Origin of the sequence: Maribacter spongiicola (assembly GCF_004364165.1) — a bacterium.
Lineage (GTDB): Bacteria > Bacteroidota > Bacteroidia > Flavobacteriales > Flavobacteriaceae > Maribacter > Maribacter spongiicola.
In genome coordinates, this window is sequence record NZ_SOAY01000010.1 from 481,478 (window position 1) to 502,117 (window position 20,640).

Sequence of the window (20,640 nt, forward strand, 5' to 3'; positions counted from 1 at the left end):
GGTATGATTCTAATTTTTTGGAATTTAGGAAATAAGTGATTTTCTAGCATTTTGTGCTGCAATTTTAGCCTTTGGAAGAATTAGTTTAAAAGTAGCTCCTTTGCCTTCTCCTTCTGATTCTGCGATAATGGTACCGCCATGTGAAATCGCTATTTGTTTTACCATATAGAGCCCCAAACCTGTACCTTTTACATTATCGTGAAAACGTTCGAAAGGTGTAAAAAGCTTTTTTAGAGCTCCCTCATGCATACCTGACCCATTATCGATAACCATAAAGCTGTTCGTGTCACCATTATCTTCGTATGTGACTATTATTTTGGGGCTTTCTTGGTCGCCCATATACTTAATGGCATTATCTAAGAAATTACCAAAAACTTGAATTATTCTATTACGGTCTCCAAAAATATCGGGCATATTTTCAGTAATCGTAAGCTCTATATTGAGCTGTTTCAATTTGCCTTTAATTAAATTTCTTGATAGATCTAATAGTTCGTTGGTTTTTAGTAACTCATTTTTGTTGTCTATTTTGCCTAGTCTGGCAATTTCTGTAATATCAGAAATTAATTCGTTCATATTGTTGCAAGAAACATCGATAAGGCTCAAGTATTCGGCTAGACCTGGATGGTCTTCTAAAGGTACTTCTAAAGGTATAAGACTGGCAAGACCTCTAATGTTACCTAACGGACTTTTTAAATCATGAGAAACGGCATATGTAAATCGTTGAATTTCCTCGTTTTTAGATGCCAAGTTGTCTGCTGCTTCTATTAGTTTGTTTTTCTGAAATTGTAATTCTTTGGTACGTTCATCGACTTTTAACTCTAATCTTCGTTGATTTTTTCGAATATTTAGTAATTTAATATGTTGCGCGATATAGAATAATATTAAAACAAGCGCAATCATTAATGTTTTGAACCACCAAGTTTGCCAATAAGGTGGGGTTACCGTAATATAGAGATCTATTTCGTTGTCGACCCATACACCATCGGAATTGGTTGATTTCATTCGTAAAATATATTCCCCAGGATTTAAGTTTGTGTATGTTGCAGTTGGATTGTTTCCAACATAATTCCAGTCTTTTTCAAATCCTTCAAGATAAAAAGCATAATTAACGCTTTCTGGATGTCTAAAAGTCAGGGCCTTAAAGTCTATATTAATTACAGATTGGTCATAGTTAAATGTTAGAGAGTCTACTTGACTAATATCTTTTTTTAATATACCAAAATCATCATTCGGTAAAACTGGTTGATTGAAAAGTTTCAATCCAGAGACAAATAGGGTAAGTGTGTCTTTTCGTTTTTCAACATCACTTGCAGTAAAAACATTAAAACCGTTAATGCCACCAAATATATATTCGCCTTTTTTAGTGGTTATTGTTGAACTTGCAATAAATTCTTTTGACTGAAGGCCATCGCCTACATCATAATTAATTGTTTCTCCGGTATTGGTGTTATATCTTATAATACCTTCTTCGGTGCTTAACCATAAATGGGTGTTTTGATCATCTATAATACCTTTAATGGCGTCGTTTTTTAAACCATCAGCCTTGGCAATTACTAAAAATGAATTGGTTTCTGGGTTATATTTGTTAAGTCCGCCTTGGGTACCTACCCAAATAGTATCTTCATCATCTTGAATGATGGCATTGATGAAATTATTGCTTAAAGAATTTTTGGTATGATAATGAACAGCTGACCATTCACCATTATTTTTTGTTAATTTAAATAAACCAGTGTTCAATGTTCCTACCCATATATTGCCCTGGTTATCTTCAAAAATTTGGTATATAGAGTTTATTATACTGCCATCAACTTCTGAATTGAGTATTATATTTTGGTGAGTTTTTGTTTTGGGATCATACACTTGAACTCCTGAAAAGTAATTAACTATCCAAATTCTTTCTTTTTTATCCTTTAAAAGATCAATAATTATATTTGATTTTAAAAATGAATTCTCAGAAGTAAGAACACTGGTTTTTTTAGTTTTTGTGTTGAGAATGGCTATACCATTTGTCCATGTGCCCGCCCATAATTCATCATCTTTGGTCTGTAATATGGATAGAACCACATTACTTGCAAATGTTTTGTTAGTTAGTGAATAGTTTTCAAATGTATCTGAAGAACGGTCCCAGTAATCAATTCCTCCGCCATCTGTGCCAATCCAAAGGTTGCCGTTCTCATCTTCGCTAAAGCAATTAACTAATTTGTTACTAAGCGATTTAGGGTTGAAAGGGTCAGAATTTATGTGTTTAAATTTAAAATATTGTTTATCATAAATATTTAGTCCGCTTTTATAGGGGGCTATCCACATTGTACCATCTCGTGTACATAACAATGCCCATATAGAATTTCCAGAAATGGAATTAGGTTTGGTAACACTGTACTCAATATGTCTTATAAAATCTAGATTTTCATCGTAAATATATAAACCGTTATTTTCGGTGCCTATCCACAATTCGTTATCTAACGTTTTTTCTAAAGAACGTATCCCAAAACCTGGACTAACATCTTTTTCTTTGGTAATACTAATTGAATTTTTTTCAATGGCCAATTTGAATAGCGAGCCCTTGCCTGATCCTACTAAAAAAGAATTTTCTGATGAATTTATACTAGTAACCATCTCTTCTGTTTGTAATACTTCACTAATAATATCCATTTCATAATTTAGTAGTAGGGTATTATAAGTGAATACTGCAAGAATGCGGTTGTCATCTAAAACATCAACTTTAACAACTTTGTTAAGTCGTGGGTTTTCAACTTTAATATTTTCATTAGGTGGAGAAAAATGTTTTACTTTTCCGGTTTCTATTTCGTAACTATAAAGACCACTAGATTCCGATCCTAACCAAAGTATGCCATTTCTTTTTGCTATAGTCTCAAATACTTCATTTTTGATAGTTTCACCTTCATTGATTAACGGGTAAGGAGTTATAATATTTAAACTACGATCATAAAGACTAATTCCTTCATTTGTGCCAATAATAATATTTTGACCATCTTCATATAATGCCACAATATATTCATGGTTGAGCCCAGTTTTACCATCAAGACTTTTGGTGTAGATTTCAAAATCTTTTCCATCATATCTGTTAAGTCCATTTCTGGTGCCTATCCAAATAAAACCAAAACTATCCTCTAAGAAAACGGTAGCACTACTTTGAGACATACCGTCTTGAATATGCTGAAATGTAAGCGATTCTGCGTATTGAGAATGAAGCGTTATAGGGGTGCAAAGGGCAATGAATATCGTGAATAACGTTAAAAGTGACTTATATAGCATGCCTGAATTTGATATAATAAATAAATTACAACATAGTATTAACGTAAATAAATGTAAGAAATTACTTCCAAACATTATTTTTTTGAGAAACTAGTTTAAGGTATAAAATAGTTTCTAACCTTTAGTTTGGACTTGATTATTAAAATTGAAGCTTTTGGTTCGATATTTGTTAACTTTAAACGAAATAATTGAATCTTGCTAACAAGAGTATCTTTACGGTCACGTATTTTCCTTTCCATGATATTTTTGGTGCTTATTGCATCGGTTTTGATTGCGGGTGTTACGGTATATCAGTATCGTGAGCAGTCTAAAGATTACCATGAGAATAGAATGGAGCGTAAAGAAGAGCAAATACGCCAAAGTATAGACCTTGCCATTCAGAAAACGACCTATCCGGTTACTACCGAAAATCTAGACCTTATTTTTAAAAATGAAATTTATGAGATTGCCGTAGTGCAAAACATGAATTTTAATATCTACAGCTTAGATGGGGAACTTATAAAAAGTTCGCGTCCAAAATTTGCCAATGATTCTATCTCAATGTGTTTAGATGCAGAAGTTTTGAATAATTTGGAGATTAGCCCAAATAAGCATTATATACGCGAAAACGCTTTGGCAGGAGATAAATATAAAGCATCTTTCTCTTATATCGCAGATCAAAAATTTAAGCCTATTGGTATTCTTAATCTACCTTATTTTGAAGATAATTCATTCAACGACTATGAGTTAAAGGAATTTCTAATACGCCTATCGGGTGTATACTTGTTGATGTTACTTATGGCAATCTCATTTGCTTTTTTTATTTCAAAATATATTACCCGATCATTAGAAACAATTTCTACGATGATGGGTCGAACCAATTTAAATAAACAGAACAAGAAGATTTATATAGACAACCCTGGGGAAGAGATAGAAAAGTTAATTGCAGCCTACAATGGTATGATCGATGAACTTGGACAAAGTGCTGCAAAATTGGCGCGTAGCGAACGTGAACAGGCATGGCGCGAAATGGCAAAACAGGTGGCGCATGAAATTAAAAACCCGCTAACACCTATGCGATTAACGGTACAAAGTTTTGAACGCAAATTTGACCCTAACGACCCTCACATTCATGAAAAATTAAAGGAATATTCCAATACCTTAATTCAGCAAATAGATACCATGAGTAGTATAGCCTCTGCTTTTTCAAATTTTGCTGAAATGCCGGCGCAACAGAACGAAACTTTAAATGTGGTCAAAATTGTAAAATTGGCGATAGATATTTTCAATGAAGATTATATACATTTTATAGCCGATGAAGAGGAAATAATTGCGAAATTAGACCGTACGCAGTTAATACGTGTTGTAACCAATTTGGTAAAAAATGCCATACAAGCTGTACCAGATGTTGAATCGCCTAGAGTTTTGGTCAGTGTAGCATCTGAAGGTGATATGGTTAAAATATCAGTGGCAGATAATGGTTACGGCATTGAAAAGGATAATGAAGAAAAAATATTTGAACCTAAATTTACTACGAAAACGAGTGGTATGGGATTAGGATTAGGAATGGTAAAAAATATTGTGGAAACTTATAAGGGGTCTATCAATTTCACTTCTCATTTAGGTAAGGGTACGGTATTCTGTGTAAAGTTTCCGAGAGAGAATACATAAATCAACAAATCAACAAATATGTCATACAATACAATTCTTATAGATAGAGAAGAGACAACGGCAATCGTGACGATTAATCGTCCGAATAAATTAAATGCTTTAAATAAAGAAACCATTGGTGAATTACATGAGGTTTTTAAAGATTTACAAAAAGATAAAAGTGTTAAAGCTATCATTTTAACTGGTAGCGGAGAAAAGGCATTCGTAGCTGGTGCAGATATTTCTGAGTTTTCTGATTTTAGTGAAAAAGAAGGAAAGAAATTAGCCGCAAAAGGTCAAAAACAATTATTCGATTTTGTAGAGAAATTAGATACTCCCGTTATTGCTGCAGTAAATGGTTTCGCTCTTGGCGGCGGATTAGAATTGGCAATGGCATGCCACTTTAGAGTAGCAAGTGATAATGCTAAAATGGGACTGCCAGAAGTTTCTTTAGGTGTTATACCCGGTTATGGTGGTACACAACGTTTGCCGCAGTTAGTTGGTAAAGGACGAGCTATGGAAATGATTATGACCGCAGGTATGATTACCGCAGAACAAGCACATGCTTACGGTTTGGTAAACCATGTAACTACCCAAGAAGAATTATTGCCTTTATGCCATAAAATTATATCTAGAATAACCAATAACTCATCTGTAGCCATTGCTCATGCAATAAAAGCAGTAAATGCTGGTTTTAAGAATACTGTAAATGGTTATGAGCAGGAAATTGAAGCCTTTGGTGCTTGCTTCGGTACAGATGATTTTGCCGAAGGTACTACTGCATTTTTAGAAAAAAGAAAGGCAAATTTTCCGGGTTCATGACATAAACCAAATTGGTTATGTTTAAACGTAGCGCATTCTTATTCTTGTTCCTCATCAATGTAGTTAGTTCTTTTGCGCAAGAAGAACTTGTATCATATACTATTGGCGAAAAATTTCACGATAAATATAGATACTCTAATATGCTTGCCATCGCAGATGATGGTAGCGATGGTACTGTTGTGGTACGTGCCTATTACACAGGTATTATACTAAGACCAAAAGGATATTTTATTGAACATTATAATAAAGATTTAGAGTTGGTATCTGAATATAATTATAAGTTGAAAGATGCCAACTTTATAGATGCTTACGTGCGTAACGGTCAAGTGTATTTGTTGTTTTTAGAGTATAGCTATAGAAATAAGAGTTACCAGTATGAGGTGCATAGAAGTCCGTTTTCACAATTTCAGTTTACAAAAGAAACAATTCTTTCTATAGCATCTGACCCTGTAGAGCAACCTTTAGATCGAAATTTCTATAATAGAAACTTTTCATCTGGCTTTACTACCTCAATTTTATTCAATGATGATAAATCGGCTTTTGCCATAACTACGCATTATAAGAAAAGAAAGGTTGATCAGCATACAATTCATGTATTCAATGCCAACTTAAATAAGTTGATGGAACATGATTTTTCTGATGAGGTAGAAGAAAAAAATTATGCATTTGAAAATATAGCCTTCTCGAAAGATTTGCAGAATGTTTATTTGGTGGGTAAGGCATACTTTAAAAAGAAACGTTTTAATGCTACTGAGCGTAAGTTTCAATATGAAATGGTTCGAATTTCTAACAGCAGTAGAAGTGTTCAGTCTTTTTACACGCCAGGTAAATTTCCGGAATCTTTGAAACCAATTTTTAGAGATAACGAATTGCTTTGTATCGGTTTTTATGCGGATAGAAAGGATAATCGTTATAACGGAATTTCTTATTTCAACTTAGACCCGAAAACTTTAGAGATGAAGACTGAAAAATTCAATCCGTTTTCTGAGCAATTTATGATGGATAAGTTTGGGCGTGAAGATGATAAGGCGATAAAAGATTTAGTGTTTAAAGGAATGGATATCACCAAAGAGGGGAACATTCTATTTAATGCAGAAGAATATTTTACGAGTAACAGCGTACAATCTAACTCTAGCGGTGGGCGTGTTATGGTTACTAGATATCACCATAATGATATTATTAGTGCAAAGTTAAACGCCACCGGAGATGTTGTTTGGGCTCGTAATATAAATAAAACAGAGGTTACACAAGGCGATGGTGCTTATGCATCTTATAGCTCATATACCAAAAACAATACTACATACTTTTTTATAAGCACGTCTTCTGAAAACCCGCAGCAACTGAGCGATGATCGTATTATGTTCAAGCAGGGCTTAAGTAGAAACCGAAATGTATTCTTAATTCGTTTGGATGAAAACGGTCATATGAAGTACAACAAGGTAATTGATGATACCGAAGTTCGTTTACCTTTAATGGTATCTGTACCATACATTAATCACCAGAAAGATGAATTGAGATTCTATGCTAAAAGAGGTACAAAAAAGCAATTGGTTCAAGTGGGTGTTAAATAAAATTATATTTAGGATTATTTCCATAATTTTGGATTAAATCCTATTTAATGAATTCTAATTCTTCAGTGAAAGGAAGAGGTGCCCAAAAAAATACCAGCAATAAATTTTCTGCATATAGTTACGAAACAAGAGACGATTTTCTCGAATTCTGCCGTGTAGAAGGCGAAGTTGCCGATAGAAATAAGACCCAATACCTTCCAATTTTTCCAAAAACGATAGTCAATAAAGTTACTAGTCCAGATGTGGGTATGAGTTATTCTATGAACATGTACCAAGGTTGTGAGCATGGTTGTATTTATTGCTATGCCAGAAATGCACACGAGTTTTGGGGATATAGTGCCGGATTAGATTTTGAACGAAAAATTCTGGTAAAGCATGATGCTCCAAAACTGTTAGAAGCTAAATTAAGAAGTAAAAGCTGGAAGGCTAGTACCGTAGTCATGTCGGGCAACACAGATTGCTATCAACCTGCAGAGAAAGAATTTCAGATTACCCGTAAGTGTTTAGAAATCTTCTTAAAATATAGGCACCCGGTGGGTATCATAACTAAAAACGCTTTGATTTTGCGTGATTTAGATATTCTAAAAGAACTGAATGAATATGGCTTAATCGGTGTCAACATTTCTGTCACTTCATTATCTGAAGAAACAAGAAGAATATTAGAGCCTAGAACTACAACCATTAAAAAAAGACTGGAAGCTATACGTGTTTTGTCTGAAAATGGAATTCCTGTAAATGCAATGCTAGCGCCAATTATACCAGGTATTAATAGTCACGAGATTTTGAATTTGGCAAAGGCGGTGTCAGAGCATGGTGCTTTATCTATGGCATTTACCGTGGTAAGATTAAACGGAGCAACTGGTGAAATATTTACAGATTGGATTCGTAAAACATTGCCCGACAAAGCAGAGAAGGTATTACATCAAATTCAAGAATGCCATGGTGGTAGATTAAATGATAGTAGGTTCGGTTTAAGAAGTAGGGGTGATGGTATTATAGCTACCCAAATTCATGATATGGTACGTTTGGCAAAGCGTAAATATTTTGAAGGCAAAACATTCCCAAAACTTAATACTACGCTGCATGAATCTTATAAAGATGGGCAGTTGAAATTATTATAAGCTTAATCCATATTACGCGGGTGTATGGATTGCCCTACGAGTTTCCAGCTGCCATCAATTTTTTCTAGAATCCGCATTTCGTAAGTATAATTGGTAACTCCGTCAGTATTGGTAGATTCCTCATCGTGAGTAACCCAAGCGTGGTTGTCACTTATATTCATCTTATAATTCGAATTTTTAGATGTTCCGCCTTTACCAACCATATATTCAGGAGGATTGATCATCATTGTCGGTGGTACATCAATACTATTTCCATTTGCCATGGAAACAAAAATTCTACTATAGGGTTGAATTGACCAGCAAGAAGCGTGTGCTTCAACATCGCCTGAACGCCATGTGGAAGATTCTTTTTCTAAAAGTGAAATAATTGCCTCCTCATCGGTTTGCGAATAGCTATAAGTCATGGAGAAAAGTAGGAGTAGAAAAGCGTATTTCATTAGAAATTAATTTATGTTATTTAAATATAGGTTAAATATGGCTATTTCTTAATTTATCGATGTAACTATATGAAAACGAGATAAATATTGTAAATAAGTCAAAAATTTAAGGTTTTAGGATATTAGATGATTTTTAAAAATCGTGCAATAGTTACAGGTAAAAATTTTCTTTAAAAAGTTTTGTTAAAATAAAATCCAAAAGATACTTCTAAGCGTAGATAGGGAGAAGAAATAAACAAGAACATTATTTCTGAAAACCAAGAACACTACCAAAAACGAAATGAAAACATTAAAAAACAATACAGAGAAAACAGAGAAGAAGTCTTTCTTCTCCAGAATCAAACATTTAATAGATAATGCCAATGCGTGGGGCATTTTTATAATGGGTAGCACTTTTGTGCTCATGTTTGGTTCAGCTTATTTAGCATACATCTTGCAAAATGATTTTACGCAACTACATTTAGAGAGAAGAAGTACCATGATCGGATTAATTTTTATGATTGTAGCCGCTGCTTTTTTCGTTTTTAAATTGACTTTTTTCATTTATACTTTTATAAGGTTTTTAAAGTACAAGGCAATACCATCGGTTTCTGATGAAGAATTGCCAACAGTTACGGTAATTGTACCAGCATATAATGAAGGCAAACAAGTATGGGCAACATTGAAAAGTTTAGCCGATAGTGATTATCCAGAGCACAAAATTCAATTATTGGCTATCGATGATGGTAGTAAAGATGATACTTGGAACTGGATGAAAGAAGCTAAGAAAGAATTAGGTGATAGAGTTTCTATTTGCCAGCAACCTAAGAACATGGGTAAACGTCACGCATTGTACAGAGGTTTTAATGAAGGTACTGGTGAGATATTTGTTACTGTTGATAGTGATTCTATTGTAGATAAAGACACTTTAAGAAATTTAGTTAGCCCTTTCATCGTTGATGAAAACTGTGGCGCTGTTGCAGGTAATATTCGTGTATTGAATAACGACAAGATTCTACCTAAAATGTTAGACGTAAGTTTCGCATTAAGTTTTGAGTTCGTTCGTTCTTCTGAAAGTACTTTAAATTCAGTTTTATGTACTCCTGGTGCTTTAGCAGCCTACAGAGCTACTGCAGTATTCGGTTGTTTAGACCAGTGGATCAATCAAACCTTTATGGGTCAAGCTTCAGATATTGGTGAAGATAGAGCTATGACGAATATGATTTTAAAGCAAGGTTTTCACGTATTGTTTCAAAGAAATGCATTTGCCTATACTAATGTTCCTGAAAAATATAAAGGACTTTATAAAATGTTCATTAGATGGGGTAGAAGTAATGTGCGTGAGAACATTCAAATGTCTAAGTATGTATTTACTAACTTTAGAAAAGGACCAAAAGCTGGTACAAGATTATTGTTCTTTAGCCAATTTTCAAGAATCGTATTATGCTACCCATTTGTATTGTTCATGTTGGTATTTGTAGTAACACACCCATTATTATTCTTAAGTTCTACTTTTGTAAGTATATTGGTTTTATCAACTTTTCCTGTAATATTCTATGCAAAAAGATATTCTTTTTCAGAATCTATATGGGCATATGCTTACAGCGTACTTTTTACGTTCGGTCTTTTTTGGATTACGCCATATGCAATTGTAACGGCAAGTAGAAGCGGTTGGTTAACAAGAGAGTTGCCACAGAAATAGTAGTAAAATATATAAAATGCAAAAAGGGTCTCCGTGTAAATGGAGACCCTTTTTTAATGGTGTGATGTTGTTGTATAGATCTGTAAGCTTAACTTAAATTTTTTAAAGGATTCCATTCTTGATAAAATTGTTCTAGAAAATCAATCATATATTGGTGTCTTTCTTCAGCCAATCGCTTGCCCGTTTCTGTGTTCATTTTATCTTTAAGTAGTAGGAGTTTTTCATAGAAATGATTTAAAGAAGGTGCTTCAGATTTTTTGTATTCTTCTTTACTCATTTCTAAATTTGGCGGGATACTTGGGTCATAAAGAGCGCGATTTTTGAATCCGCCATAATTGAATGCGCGTGCAATACCAATAGCGCCTATGGCATCTAAACGGTCGGCATCTTGAACCACTTTCAGCTCTTTTGAAGTAAAGAGTTTCTTCTTCATCTTACCATCGGTTAAACTGGCTTTAAACGAGCTGTATTTGATGATGTTGGTAACATGGTTGATGGTTCTTTTTGGTACAGCAAGACTTAACAAAAAATTTTCTGCCATTTTCGGGCCCAAGGCTTCATCACCATTATTAAATTTAGCATCTGCAATATCATGAAGTAGCGCACCAAGACTAACGACTAGCAAGTTTACATCATCTTCATCTTTTGCAATTAACATGCTATTATTAAATACACGTTGAATATGAAACCAATCGTGCCCACCTTCGGCATTTTTTAAAGTTTCTTTGACAAAGGTGATGGTTTCTTCTACAATTTCTGAATTGGTCATTTAAAGGAATTTATCCCGCTAACTACGGATGCTTCTATTTGTTGGATCAGTTCATCTAAGTTGCCTTCGTTCTCTAGAGGTTGTTGCACCTCTAGTCGAACCTTGGCACCTAATCCCATCGGAAATTGCCCAAAGCGAACTAATTTCCATGAATTATTGATACTAATAGGAACAATCAATGCAGACGGAGCCTTTTTAAGTAGCATCTTAAGTCCCATTGGTTTAAATGGCTTTGGGTGTCCATCTCTACTTCTGGTCCCTTCCGGAAAAATTACGGCACTTCTTTTATGTTCTTCTATATAGGTGCCCAGTTTTCCTATTTCCATTATTGCCGATTTACCATCGTTTCTGTCAATTAAAACAGAGCCACCATGAACGAGGTTAAATGATACACTAGGTATGCCTTTTCCTAATTCTTTCTTGCTAACAAATTTTGGGTGGTATTTACGCATATACCAAATAAGTGGTGGTATATCGTACATACTTTGATGATTGGTTACAATAATCAATGGTCTGTCTGTTGGTAAGTCAAAGTTATTTGTAAAGCGGTAAGTTGTACCTAAAATATTGGTGCTACGCATTAAACAAAAGTTCAATTTGCTAACAGACGGTTTTAATCCGCTGTATCCAAATATCTTAAATCCGATCCATTGAATGGGGTGAAAAATAAGGAGGCATAGCCCAAATGCGACGAAAAAAAAGGGGGTTATAATGTAAGAAAGCAACTTCTGCATATACAAAAATAAAAAACCGCTCAATTAGAGCGGTTTTTTAATCCTATTATTTTGTAAGAAAATAGCTTAAGCTATAAAATCTAGCAAAACTCGTTGTAAGCCTGTGCTAAATTCTGAGCAATCATTTCAGCTGGTCTACCTTCAATATGGTGACGTTCAATCATATGAACTAACTCGCCATTTTTGAATAAAGCCATAGAAGGAGAAGATGGAGGGAAAGGAATCATAAGGTTTCTTGCCGCGTCAACTGCTTCTTTATCCACACCAGCAAATACAGTTACTGCAAAGTCTGGTTTTTTATCGTTCTGCAAGCTCATTTTAGCAGCAGGTCTTGCGTTTGCCGCTGCACAACCACAAACAGAATTAACAACTACTAAAGTTGTTCCTTCTTTATTGATGGCATTTGCTACTGCATCTGCTGTATATAATTCTTCAAATCCGGCAGAAGCCAGATCATCTCTCATTGGTTTTACTAATTCCGCAGGGTACATATTCTTATTATTTTAATTAAACTATTACAAAGATAATCAATTAGTCGCAGCAGTGCTTCAGACCTTAACTTTTCATTGGCCTAACTTTCTAATGGTAATATTTTATCTTTGGCAAAATTGAGAATACGAAATGATTAAATGGTTAGGGGCTGTAGTCGGCTTTTTTTTAAGAGGTTTATCTGGAGCAGTTTTAGGCTTCTTTGCCGGTAGTGTTATAGACAGCTTTTTTGGGTCTAGTAAAGGCAGCGCGCGTAGTGTGTTCGAAGATTATACACGACCAAATGTAACGGCGGCAGATTTTGAGCTGAACTTACTATCGTTATGTTCACTTGTTATTAAGGCAGACGGGCAAGTGAGCCAGTCAGAAATGGATTATGTACGTCAGTATTTTGTTAGCACTTATGGTAAAGACAAGGCGAATGCTATTTTTAGAAGTTTCAATGAAATAAATAAGAAAGGACAAATATCTGCACAAAACGTTTGTACGTTTTTAGCTCAACGCACCCGTTATGAAGTCCGTCTGCAGTTATTGCACTTTTTATTCGGTATTGCTCAGGCAGATGGTAGTATCAGTAATCCCGAAATTCAAAAAATTCGTGAAATTGCTGGTTACCTTCGAGTTTCGCTAAATGAATTTGAAAGTATAAAAGCCATGTTCGTGAAATCGGCGAACAATTCTTATAAAATTTTAGATATTGAGAAGTCGGCAACCGATGCTGAGGTAAAGAAAGCGTATAGAGAAATGGCTAAAAAGTATCATCCGGACAGGGTGAATACCAAAGATGAAGCCATTAAAAAAGGTGCTGAAGAAAAGTTTAAGCAGGTACAAGCCGCTTATGAGACTATTCAGAAAGAACGCGGATTGAATTAGAGGGGAATAATTTAGATGTATTAGCATGCAAGAATTTTGGTTTTATATAGAATTGGGTCTACATCATGTTTTAGACATAAATGCGTATGATCATATATTATTTTTAACTGCACTGGCGCTTCCTTTTACATTTAAAAGCTGGAAGAATGTGTTGCTTTTAGCAACCGTTTTTACCTTTACTCATTGCTTGGCATTGGTGTTCTCTGTGTATGAAATTATGTTGATAGAAGCTAGTTGGATCGAGTTTTTGATACCTGTTACCATAGTAAGTACCGCGCTATTTAATTTAGTCGATAGTAATGATCAAAATGAAGATAATACAATATGGTTTCATGTAATGGCCACTGCTATTTTTGGGCTAGTACACGGGTTCGGCTTCTCCAATTATTTTAAAATGATGATTATGGGAGAGGAAGATAAATTAGCACCTTTATTAGGGTTCGCTGGCGGTATCGAATTGTCTCAGGTAGTTATTGTTTTATTAGTATTGATTTTGGCTTATGTAGTTCAAAACATTTTAAAAGTCAAGCAAAGCTTATTTATTACGGTCGGTAGCATTATCATAATACTGATTACGCTACCGTTGTTATATGAAACATTTCCTTTTTAGATTGTTAAAGTTTACCCTAAGATATAGTTGGTATTAATCAAAGCAGGTACCTTAGGGTTAAGTGCCTATATAAAGCGTACTGTAAATGAAGAAAGAAAAACAATTAAAGTATGATAGGGCCTATTTAAGAATGGCTAAAGAATGGGGTAAGCTTTCATCATGTAAGCGTAAACAAGTAGGTGCTATCATCGTAAAAGATAGAATGATTATTTCTGACGGATACAATGGCACACCAACGGGATTCGAAAATTATTGTGAAGATGAAGAAGGATACACGAAATGGTATGTTTTACATGCCGAGGCCAATGCTATTTTAAAAGTAGCGGGTTCTACCCAATCTTGCCAAGGAGCTACTTTATACATTACGTTATCGCCTTGTAGAGAATGTAGTAAGTTAATTCATCAGTCTGGCATTAAACGTGTAGTGTACCAAGTAGGATACAAAGATGATTCGGGATTACAATTTTTAGCAAAGGCGGGGGTTGAATTACAACATATGCCAGAAATAAATGTTACTATCTAACGTTTACACTAATGATGAATAAAAAATACAGTGCTCTATTTCCTTTAATTATCGCTATTGCGCTTGCATTAGGGTTTTTTATAGGCGGAAAACTGAATTTTAATGACTCTCCAGAACGTTTATTTTCTACGAATTCTAAAAAAGATAAACTCAATAGACTTATAGATTACATCGATTATGAATATGTTGATGATGTAAACACAGATAGTATTGTTGATGTTACCGTTAATAGCATTCTAGAAAAACTCGATCCGCATTCCGTATATATTTCTGAAAAAGAAATGTCTGGGGTAACCGAAAATATGAAGGGCGATTTTGTGGGTATAGGTATTAACTTTTATGCCTATCAAGATACTATTGCCGTTATAAAAACGGTCAAAGACGGTCCTAGTTTCCTTAAAGGAATTTTACCTGGTGATCGTATTCTAATGGCTGATAACGATACGCTTTACGGTAAAGATTTCCCCAGCGAGGTTATCGTAGAGAAACTAAAAGGCCAAGAGGGAACATCTGTAGACCTTACTGTTTTTAGAAAGTCTGAAAATCGCACATTCAAGGTTAAGGTAAAGCGCGGTATTGTTCCTTTAAAAAGTGTTGATGCTTATTATATGCTTACCAAAGATATTGGGTATATAAAAGTAAACCGCTTTGCAGAGTCTACCTATAAAGAGTTTAAAGATGCCTTGGTGAATTTACAGAAACGCGGCGCTAAGAAATTGGTGCTCGATTTAAGGGATAACCCCGGTGGCTATTTAGGTATGGCCGAAGAAATGGCAGATGAATTTCTTGAAGATGGCAAGCTTATCTTATTTACCAAGAACAAAAAAGGAAAAATTAATAAGAGCTTTGCGACCGATGATGGTAGTTTTGAAGATAAACCAATTTATGTGCTCATCAATGAAAGGTCTGCCTCTGCTAGTGAAATTGTAGCGGGTGCTTTGCAAGATAATGATGTAGGAACCATTGTTGGTAGACGTTCGTTCGGTAAAGGTCTAGTACAACGAGAAATGGCTTTAGGCGATGGTTCGGCAGTTAGACTTACGGTTTCTAGATATTACACACCAACTGGTAGAAGTATTCAAAAAACGTATGCTAACGGCACCAAAGATTACTACCAACGTTTTACAGATAGATTTCATAGTGGAGAAATGATTTCTGTTGATAGCATTAAAGTAGCAGATTCATTGAAGTTTACCACTCCGAAAGGAAAAGTGGTATATGGCGGTGGCGGTATTATACCAGATGTATTTGTACCGATCGGAAGTAATGAGGAGGAAGCTGTAGAAAGTATGGATAATTTAGGGTTTTTATCCTTTTTCGTATTTGAACATTTAGACGAGGATAGAGAAAGATATACTCAATACACTCAAGAAGAATTTGTAAACGATTTTAAGGTAGATGATATTCTTTTTGAAAGGTTTGTACAATACTCTGTAGATAGAAATCTAAGAATGAATTTCTACGATTATGAGCAAAGCATAAAGAGATATCTAAAAGCGAACATTGCCGAACAGTTGTTCAATACAAATATTCACGCAAAAATAAAGGCAGATGATGATTTAATGCTTCAAAAAGTATTGGAATTGGATGGTGCTGGAATTCAGCAACAGGTATCTAGCAAAATTAAAGCCAATAATTAATCATTTTTCATCTTATCTTGAATCTTCTTGCTGGTAACGAATACCAATAGAAGTACAATAGCGCATAAAGAAGCCATTATACCAATCAATGCGATAGTGCTATTTTTCTCAAAAGGGTCGGCAAAATTCACCAGTGTTACATTATAGGCTATAAGTGCTATTGCAACTATTATAAATATTATGGATAATGTCTTGCTCATAAACTTTTTTTATAAAAATACAACCTTCTAGTGGTCTAAAAAAGCTGATTAATGTTAGCTGCGAATAATTTAACAGCGATTGCCATAAGAATAACACCGAATACTTTTCTAATTACGTTTACTCCGTTTTTACCTAACATCTTTTCAATTTTTACAGATGATTTTAGAACTATAAAAACGAAGATGATGTTAATGATGATAGCCACAATAATATTTTCCACAAAATATTCTGCTCTTAACGACAGTAAAGATGTAAGTGTACCAGCACCTGCAATTAACGGGAAGGCAATAGGTACAATAGAAGCACTTTCCGGCTCATCATCTTTGTATAATTGAATACCTAAAATCATTTCAATAGCTAAAAAGAATATGATGAATGCACCGGCAACAGCAAATGAATTTACATCGATGCCTATTAGGTTTAAGATTTCTTCTCCAAGAAATAAAAACGCTACCATAATAACGGCTGCGACAACAGATGCCTTTTCAGATTGAATGTGACCTACTTTTTTTCTAAGCCCAATGATAATAGGAATACTTCCCAAAATATCAATAACGGCAAATAGTACCATACTAGCGGTAGCGATCTCTCTTAAATCAAAATGAAACTCCATCCTTCAAATTTTTTGCAAATTTACGTTTATAAATATGCACTTAGATGTTTATTCTTAAAATATTCTAAGTCCAATGCCTTTTAAAAAATGTATCTTGCGCCCTTTAAATTAGGTCATGTTTCAATTAGGGAAAACCATAGTATCTGAAGAAATAATCGAGAGAGATTTTGTTTGCAACCTTAGCGCTTGTAAAGGTGGCTGTTGTGTTGATGGTGAGGCGGGTGCACCTGTCGAAGATGCTGAAACCGAAATCATGGTGGATATTTACGCCAAAGTAAGACCATTTTTGAGACCAGAAGGTATTGCCGTTATTGAAAAAGAAGGTGCTTTTGTTAAGGGTGAAGACGGTGAATGGGAAACACCGCTAGTAAATGGCAGCGAGTGTGCTTATGTCATTTTTGATGATAAAAAGATTGCCAAATGCGGTATTGAAGAGGCTTACAACCATGGTAAAATTAAGTGGAAAAAACCCGTGTCTTGTCATTTATACCCTATTCGAGTGCGAGAATATACCGAACTAACTGCAGTTAATTATCATAAGTGGCAAATATGTGATCCTGCATGTGCTTTAGGTGAAGAATTAAAGGTGCCTGTTTACAAATTTGTAAAAGAAGCCTTAATTAGAAAATTCGGTGAACCTTGGTATAGTGAATTAGAAGAGGTCGCAAAAGATCATCTCAAATAGTCGGGATATATATAACGATCTGCGTACCTATAGCGTTAGTATCGTCATCAAATTTATCAATGATGTCTACATGAAAAAAGTTTTCATAATCACGAGAAAAATTTGCTAATCGCTCTTTGGTAATATCAATACCTACTGACTTTCTCTTAAGAAATTTACCGTCCTTTATTTTTTCTGCGGCATCTCGACCCACACCATTGTCGGTAATGATTATTTCAATAAAGCCACTTTTACCTTTTTTTACGACTAAGTCAATATTTTTTGCTCCATCTTTAGATGATAACCCATGCCACAGGGCATTTTCTAAAAATGGTTGAAGAATTAATGAAGGGATTTTTATATTATGAGTATCGATTTCATCTTTTATTTCAATAACGAAATTGATTTCATTTGAAAATCTAATATTTTCAATGTTCATATAGAGTGCTACTGTTTCTAATTCTTCTGCTAATGAGATTTCTCGTTGCGATGATGCTTCTAAAATTTTTCTAACCAACTTAGAGAACTTGTTTAGGTAGTGTACAGCATTCTTTTTCTCATTATTAATGATATATAATTTTATCGAATTTAATGAATTGAACAAAAAATGAGGATTCATTTGACTGCGCAACATACTCTGCTCTAATGTCAACAGTTTTTTCTCGGCATTTAATTGATTTTGTCTATATAGAATATACAAAATGCCCACAAGTAAGATTAAGAAGATACCAATGATAAGAAGCATGGTTCTGTTATTCTTTAACTTTAACCTTACAGATTCATTTTCTTCAGCTAATCGCTCTAGCTGATTAGCTCTTATCTGAGATTCGTAACGCAAAATCATGTCATTTACATAACGTAGATTTAGAGAGTTGGTAATGCGTTCTTCGTATTTTCTAGATTCTTTAAAATAAAGCATACCTTTCTGGTAGTCATCTCGTTTTATCCAAAGTTCAGATAAGAATTTGTTAGCTTCCGCTATTTCTGAATTGAATTCATTTGATGTTGCCAGGTCCAAACCAGACTCTAAATTTGTTTCTGCTGCATCATAATCTCCTAAGCGTATTAATGCCCATCCTAAATTTATATAGATAGTGGTTATAATTTTTTGATCACTAAGAGAAATAGCTTTTAGTAGATTATTCTCTAAAATTGTGATTGCCTCTTGGACCTTTCCCATGTGAACATAGACATGTGCTATACTATAATTACATATGATTTTTCCTCGATTAGAATCAATTATTTCATTGTAAACAAGTGCTTTTCTAAAATTTTTTAAAGCGGGTTCAAGCTTTCCCTGAAACTCATAACATTCGCCTAAATTTTGATGGCTAATGGCAAGCCCTTGTTTATCTTCCGATTCTTTTTGAAGAGTCATTGATCTTTCATATTTCTCAATGGCCAAATCGTACTGTTCTAGCATTTGGTATATTCCGCCGATACTATTTAACGAAATGGTGATGCTTTTTTTTAATTCGATATTAGGTTCAGTAATAGTTTCGGCTAATTCTAATGCTTCTTGGCTGTAATCTAATGCCGATTTTATGGCATCTGTACGTCTGTAAACCGTGCTTAACATATTTAAAGCATAGATTCTTAATTCAATATTATCAGCTTCAGTAGATCTTTCTAGTGCTTTTTGATATAGTTCAAGGGCTTTCGGATAAATAGCTAACTCTCTATATATATTACCTAATTTAATTAATGCGTAGGTTTCGCCAGGAAGATACTTTTTAGTTGTGCTTATTTGTTCTATGTAGCGCAAAGCAGTGCTGTCATTACTAAATGGAGCTAATATCGTTTGTATCTGTTGATAGTCTTTCGGAGTTTTTGAAAGCAGGCTATCTACTATTCCTTTTAAATTTTCGGGTATATCTTGAGAGTAACTATGGTGTGATAGCACTAAAAAGTACAAGAATAATAATAGAAATTTGAACTTTAATATATACACTATAATTTTTAAAAGTAAGCTTAAGATTTATACGCCATAGGTCTTTGAAAGGACTAAAGCATGTCTAAGAAATCAGATTTCTTTTGTCTAGATACTGGTATTTTATGATTGGATTTTAATACCACATAACCATCTGTTTTCAAGAATTCTTTTATTTTATTGAGATTGATAATGTACGAATTATGAATTCTAAAAAAAGAATCTGCCGGGAGTAATTCGTTGACTTCCTTTAATTTTTTGGTAAGTACTATTTTTTGACCGTCGGTTAAAAATATGGTACTGTAATTACCATCAGATTCGGCATATAAAATTTCATCACTTTCTAAAAATAACAATTTACCATCGGTATTAAGCGTAATACGTTTATGTGTTGACTTAGAGTTATAATTTAATAGCGCCTTTTCTAATTTTTCGACTGAAAAATTTTTGCTATTGAATTTTTTGATTTTTACAATTGTTTCTTCTAAATCGTCTGTATCAATTGGTTTTAAAAGATAATCTAGCGCTTGGCTTTTGATTGCTTTTAAGGCATATTGATTATAGGCAGTAGTAATTACAACAGGAAAATTCTTGTTGGTGAGCTTTCTAATGAACTGAAAACCATCCATAGTAGGCATTTCGATATCTAAAAAAAGACAATCAGGAGTATTTTTGTCTAAATATGAAAGTGCTTCGTTTGGGTTGGTAAACGATGCTATTACATTTATTTCATCGCTGAAATTTGTAAGCTCCCAGGTTAAGCTTTGTAGTGCTTTAATTTCATCATCAACGATAACAGCTTGTAGCATAAAAGATCGGGTATCAAGTTAGAAAGTTATGAAAATTTACGGGTATGTGGGGCTTTCCACTACTATTTTGTGTCAATGGATCTAATTTTAGTGTAATCGGTATATAAAGAGTTAAAGGTGTGTTAGCTTTTCGAACCATCACTTTTAGAAGGAAAAAGATTACAAAATTCATTCTCCTTCAATCTTGTGAGAATTTCGTTTTCCGATTATACATAAAAAGATACAGGTTATACAATATAGACCTATGC

The 20,640-nt window shown here is 34.1% G+C and carries 19 protein-coding genes; 10 read left to right on the forward strand and 9 right to left on the reverse strand.

Features of this window, described 5'->3' with window-relative positions; genetic code table 11:
• Window positions 1-24: 24 nt before the first annotated feature.
• Window positions 25-3,276: a ligand-binding sensor domain-containing protein gene (locus tag CLV90_RS02715; RefSeq protein WP_133685980.1), complete on the reverse strand. Its 3,252-nt coding sequence runs from the start codon at window positions 3,274-3,276 to the stop codon at window positions 25-27.
• Window positions 3,277-3,513: 237 nt separating this feature from the next.
• Here CLV90_RS02715 and CLV90_RS02720 point away from each other — a divergent pair, with 237 nt between their 5' ends.
• The 4 genes from CLV90_RS02720 to CLV90_RS02735 are packed head-to-tail and all read left to right on the forward strand — an operon-like array spanning window position 3,514 to window position 8,419.
• Window positions 3,514-4,926, forward strand: coding sequence for a sensor histidine kinase (locus tag CLV90_RS02720; RefSeq protein ID WP_133687002.1), 1,413 nt, complete (start codon window positions 3,514-3,516; stop codon window positions 4,924-4,926).
• 18 nt (window positions 4,927-4,944) lie between these two features.
• Window positions 4,945-5,727 carry an enoyl-CoA hydratase/isomerase family protein gene (locus CLV90_RS02725; RefSeq protein ID WP_133685981.1) on the forward strand — a complete coding sequence of 261 codons (783 nt, stop codon included), beginning with the start codon at window positions 4,945-4,947 and terminating at the stop codon, window positions 5,725-5,727.
• Window positions 5,728-5,744: 17 nt separating this feature from the next.
• Window positions 5,745-7,298 carry a hypothetical protein gene (locus CLV90_RS02730; RefSeq protein ID WP_133685982.1) on the forward strand — a complete coding sequence of 518 codons (1,554 nt, stop codon included), beginning with the start codon at window positions 5,745-5,747 and terminating at the stop codon, window positions 7,296-7,298.
• 47 nt (window positions 7,299-7,345) lie between these two features.
• Window positions 7,346-8,419 carry a PA0069 family radical SAM protein gene (locus CLV90_RS02735; RefSeq protein WP_133685983.1) on the forward strand — a complete coding sequence of 358 codons (1,074 nt, stop codon included), beginning with the start codon at window positions 7,346-7,348 and terminating at the stop codon, window positions 8,417-8,419.
• Between the two features lie 2 nt (window positions 8,420-8,421).
• Here CLV90_RS02735 and CLV90_RS02740 read toward each other — a convergent pair whose 3' ends face one another.
• On the reverse strand, window positions 8,422-8,856 hold the full coding sequence (locus CLV90_RS02740; protein WP_133685984.1) for an endo-arabinase: 435 nt from the start codon (window positions 8,854-8,856) through the stop codon (window positions 8,422-8,424).
• A gap of 280 nt (window positions 8,857-9,136) precedes the next feature.
• Between CLV90_RS02740 and CLV90_RS02745 the strand changes: the two genes are divergently transcribed.
• On the forward strand, window positions 9,137-10,537 hold the full coding sequence (locus CLV90_RS02745; protein ID WP_133685985.1) for a glycosyltransferase: 1,401 nt from the start codon (window positions 9,137-9,139) through the stop codon (window positions 10,535-10,537).
• 88 nt (window positions 10,538-10,625) lie between these two features.
• Here the strand turns inward: CLV90_RS02745 and CLV90_RS02750 are convergent, their stop codons facing one another.
• The 3 genes from CLV90_RS02750 to CLV90_RS02760 form a co-directional block, all read right to left on the reverse strand.
• Window positions 10,626-11,306 carry an HD domain-containing protein gene (locus CLV90_RS02750; RefSeq protein ID WP_133685986.1) on the reverse strand — a complete coding sequence of 227 codons (681 nt, stop codon included), beginning with the start codon at window positions 11,304-11,306 and terminating at the stop codon, window positions 10,626-10,628.
• On the reverse strand, window positions 11,303-11,887 hold the full coding sequence (locus tag CLV90_RS02755; RefSeq protein ID WP_341777672.1) for a lysophospholipid acyltransferase family protein: 585 nt from the start codon (window positions 11,885-11,887) through the stop codon (window positions 11,303-11,305). Before CLV90_RS02755 ends, CLV90_RS02750 begins: the two co-directional genes overlap by 4 nt.
• Before the next feature lie 233 nt (window positions 11,888-12,120).
• Window positions 12,121-12,531 carry a BrxA/BrxB family bacilliredoxin gene (locus CLV90_RS02760; protein WP_133685988.1) on the reverse strand — a complete coding sequence of 137 codons (411 nt, stop codon included), beginning with the start codon at window positions 12,529-12,531 and terminating at the stop codon, window positions 12,121-12,123.
• Window positions 12,532-12,661: 130 nt separating this feature from the next.
• Between CLV90_RS02760 and CLV90_RS02765 the strand changes: the two genes are divergently transcribed.
• The 4 genes from CLV90_RS02765 (at window position 12,662) to CLV90_RS02780 (ending at window position 16,175) form a co-directional block, all read left to right on the forward strand.
• Window positions 12,662-13,402, forward strand: coding sequence for a TerB family tellurite resistance protein (locus CLV90_RS02765; RefSeq protein ID WP_133685989.1), 741 nt, complete (start codon window positions 12,662-12,664; stop codon window positions 13,400-13,402).
• A 25-nt stretch (window positions 13,403-13,427) separates the two neighbouring features.
• The gene (locus CLV90_RS02770) at window positions 13,428-14,012 is read left to right on the forward strand and encodes a HupE/UreJ family protein (protein ID WP_133685990.1); all 585 of its coding nucleotides are present in this window, start codon (window positions 13,428-13,430) and stop codon (window positions 14,010-14,012) included.
• Between the two features lie 85 nt (window positions 14,013-14,097).
• A complete protein-coding gene (locus tag CLV90_RS02775; protein WP_133685991.1) occupies window positions 14,098-14,535 on the forward strand; it encodes a deoxycytidylate deaminase in 438 nt (145 codons plus the stop codon).
• 14 nt (window positions 14,536-14,549) lie between these two features.
• A complete protein-coding gene (locus CLV90_RS02780) occupies window positions 14,550-16,175 on the forward strand; it encodes a S41 family peptidase (RefSeq protein WP_133687003.1) in 1,626 nt (541 codons plus the stop codon).
• Here CLV90_RS02780 and CLV90_RS02785 read toward each other — a convergent pair.
• On the reverse strand, window positions 16,172-16,375 hold the full coding sequence (locus CLV90_RS02785; protein WP_133685992.1) for a hypothetical protein: 204 nt from the start codon (window positions 16,373-16,375) through the stop codon (window positions 16,172-16,174). The two genes, CLV90_RS02780 and CLV90_RS02785, sit on opposite strands and share 4 nt — an antisense overlap.
• A 35-nt stretch (window positions 16,376-16,410) precedes the next feature.
• Window positions 16,411-16,989: a MarC family protein gene (locus CLV90_RS02790; protein ID WP_133685993.1), complete on the reverse strand. Its 579-nt coding sequence runs from the start codon at window positions 16,987-16,989 to the stop codon at window positions 16,411-16,413.
• A 115-nt stretch (window positions 16,990-17,104) separates the two neighbouring features.
• Between CLV90_RS02790 and CLV90_RS02795 the strand changes: the two genes are divergently transcribed.
• Window positions 17,105-17,674, forward strand: a complete 570-nt coding sequence (locus CLV90_RS02795) for a DUF3109 family protein (RefSeq protein ID WP_133685994.1) — start codon at window positions 17,105-17,107, stop codon at window positions 17,672-17,674.
• Here the strand turns inward: CLV90_RS02795 and CLV90_RS02800 are convergent.
• Complete coding sequence (locus CLV90_RS02800) at window positions 17,667-19,568, reverse strand: tetratricopeptide repeat-containing sensor histidine kinase (RefSeq protein WP_243835250.1); 1,902 nt, start codon at window positions 19,566-19,568, stop codon at window positions 17,667-17,669. The genes CLV90_RS02795 and CLV90_RS02800 overlap by 8 nt on opposite strands.
• An 89-nt stretch (window positions 19,569-19,657) precedes the next feature.
• Complete coding sequence (locus CLV90_RS02805; protein WP_133685995.1) at window positions 19,658-20,392, reverse strand: LytR/AlgR family response regulator transcription factor; 735 nt, start codon at window positions 20,390-20,392, stop codon at window positions 19,658-19,660.
• Window positions 20,393-20,640: the final 248 nt, after the last annotated feature.

Bases quoted from the DNA above. Each gene is read 5' to 3' on its own strand.
- CLV90_RS02730 (WP_133685982.1), top strand. From the start codon at position 5,745: ATGTTTAAACGTAGCGCATTCTTATTCTTGTTCCTCATCAATGTAGTT.
- CLV90_RS02725 (WP_133685981.1), top strand. From the start codon at position 4,945: ATGTCATACAATACAATTCTTATAGATAGAGAAGAGACAACGGCAATC.
- CLV90_RS02760 (WP_133685988.1), bottom strand. From the start codon at position 12,531: ATGTACCCTGCGGAATTAGTAAAACCAATGAGAGATGATCTGGCTTCT.
- CLV90_RS02770 (WP_133685990.1), top strand. From the start codon at position 13,428: ATGCAAGAATTTTGGTTTTATATAGAATTGGGTCTACATCATGTTTTA.
- CLV90_RS02750 (WP_133685986.1), bottom strand. From the start codon at position 11,306: ATGACCAATTCAGAAATTGTAGAAGAAACCATCACCTTTGTCAAAGAA.
- CLV90_RS02790 (WP_133685993.1), bottom strand. From the start codon at position 16,989: ATGGAGTTTCATTTTGATTTAAGAGAGATCGCTACCGCTAGTATGGTA.
- CLV90_RS02780 (WP_133687003.1), top strand. From the start codon at position 14,550: ATGAATAAAAAATACAGTGCTCTATTTCCTTTAATTATCGCTATTGCG.
- CLV90_RS02740 (WP_133685984.1), bottom strand. From the start codon at position 8,856: ATGAAATACGCTTTTCTACTCCTACTTTTCTCCATGACTTATAGCTAT.
- CLV90_RS02745 (WP_133685985.1), top strand. From the start codon at position 9,137: ATGAAAACATTAAAAAACAATACAGAGAAAACAGAGAAGAAGTCTTTC.
- CLV90_RS02755 (WP_341777672.1), bottom strand. From the start codon at position 11,887: ATGCGTAGCACCAATATTTTAGGTACAACTTACCGCTTTACAAATAAC.
- CLV90_RS02735 (WP_133685983.1), top strand. From the start codon at position 7,346: ATGAATTCTAATTCTTCAGTGAAAGGAAGAGGTGCCCAAAAAAATACC.
- CLV90_RS02805 (WP_133685995.1), bottom strand. From the start codon at position 20,392: ATGCTACAAGCTGTTATCGTTGATGATGAAATTAAAGCACTACAAAGC.
- CLV90_RS02785 (WP_133685992.1), bottom strand. From the start codon at position 16,375: ATGAGCAAGACATTATCCATAATATTTATAATAGTTGCAATAGCACTT.
- CLV90_RS02795 (WP_133685994.1), top strand. From the start codon at position 17,105: ATGTTTCAATTAGGGAAAACCATAGTATCTGAAGAAATAATCGAGAGA.
- CLV90_RS02720 (WP_133687002.1), top strand. From the start codon at position 3,514: ATGATATTTTTGGTGCTTATTGCATCGGTTTTGATTGCGGGTGTTACG.
- CLV90_RS02715 (WP_133685980.1), bottom strand. From the start codon at position 3,276: ATGCTATATAAGTCACTTTTAACGTTATTCACGATATTCATTGCCCTT.
- CLV90_RS02775 (WP_133685991.1), top strand. From the start codon at position 14,098: ATGAAGAAAGAAAAACAATTAAAGTATGATAGGGCCTATTTAAGAATG.
- CLV90_RS02765 (WP_133685989.1), top strand. From the start codon at position 12,662: ATGATTAAATGGTTAGGGGCTGTAGTCGGCTTTTTTTTAAGAGGTTTA.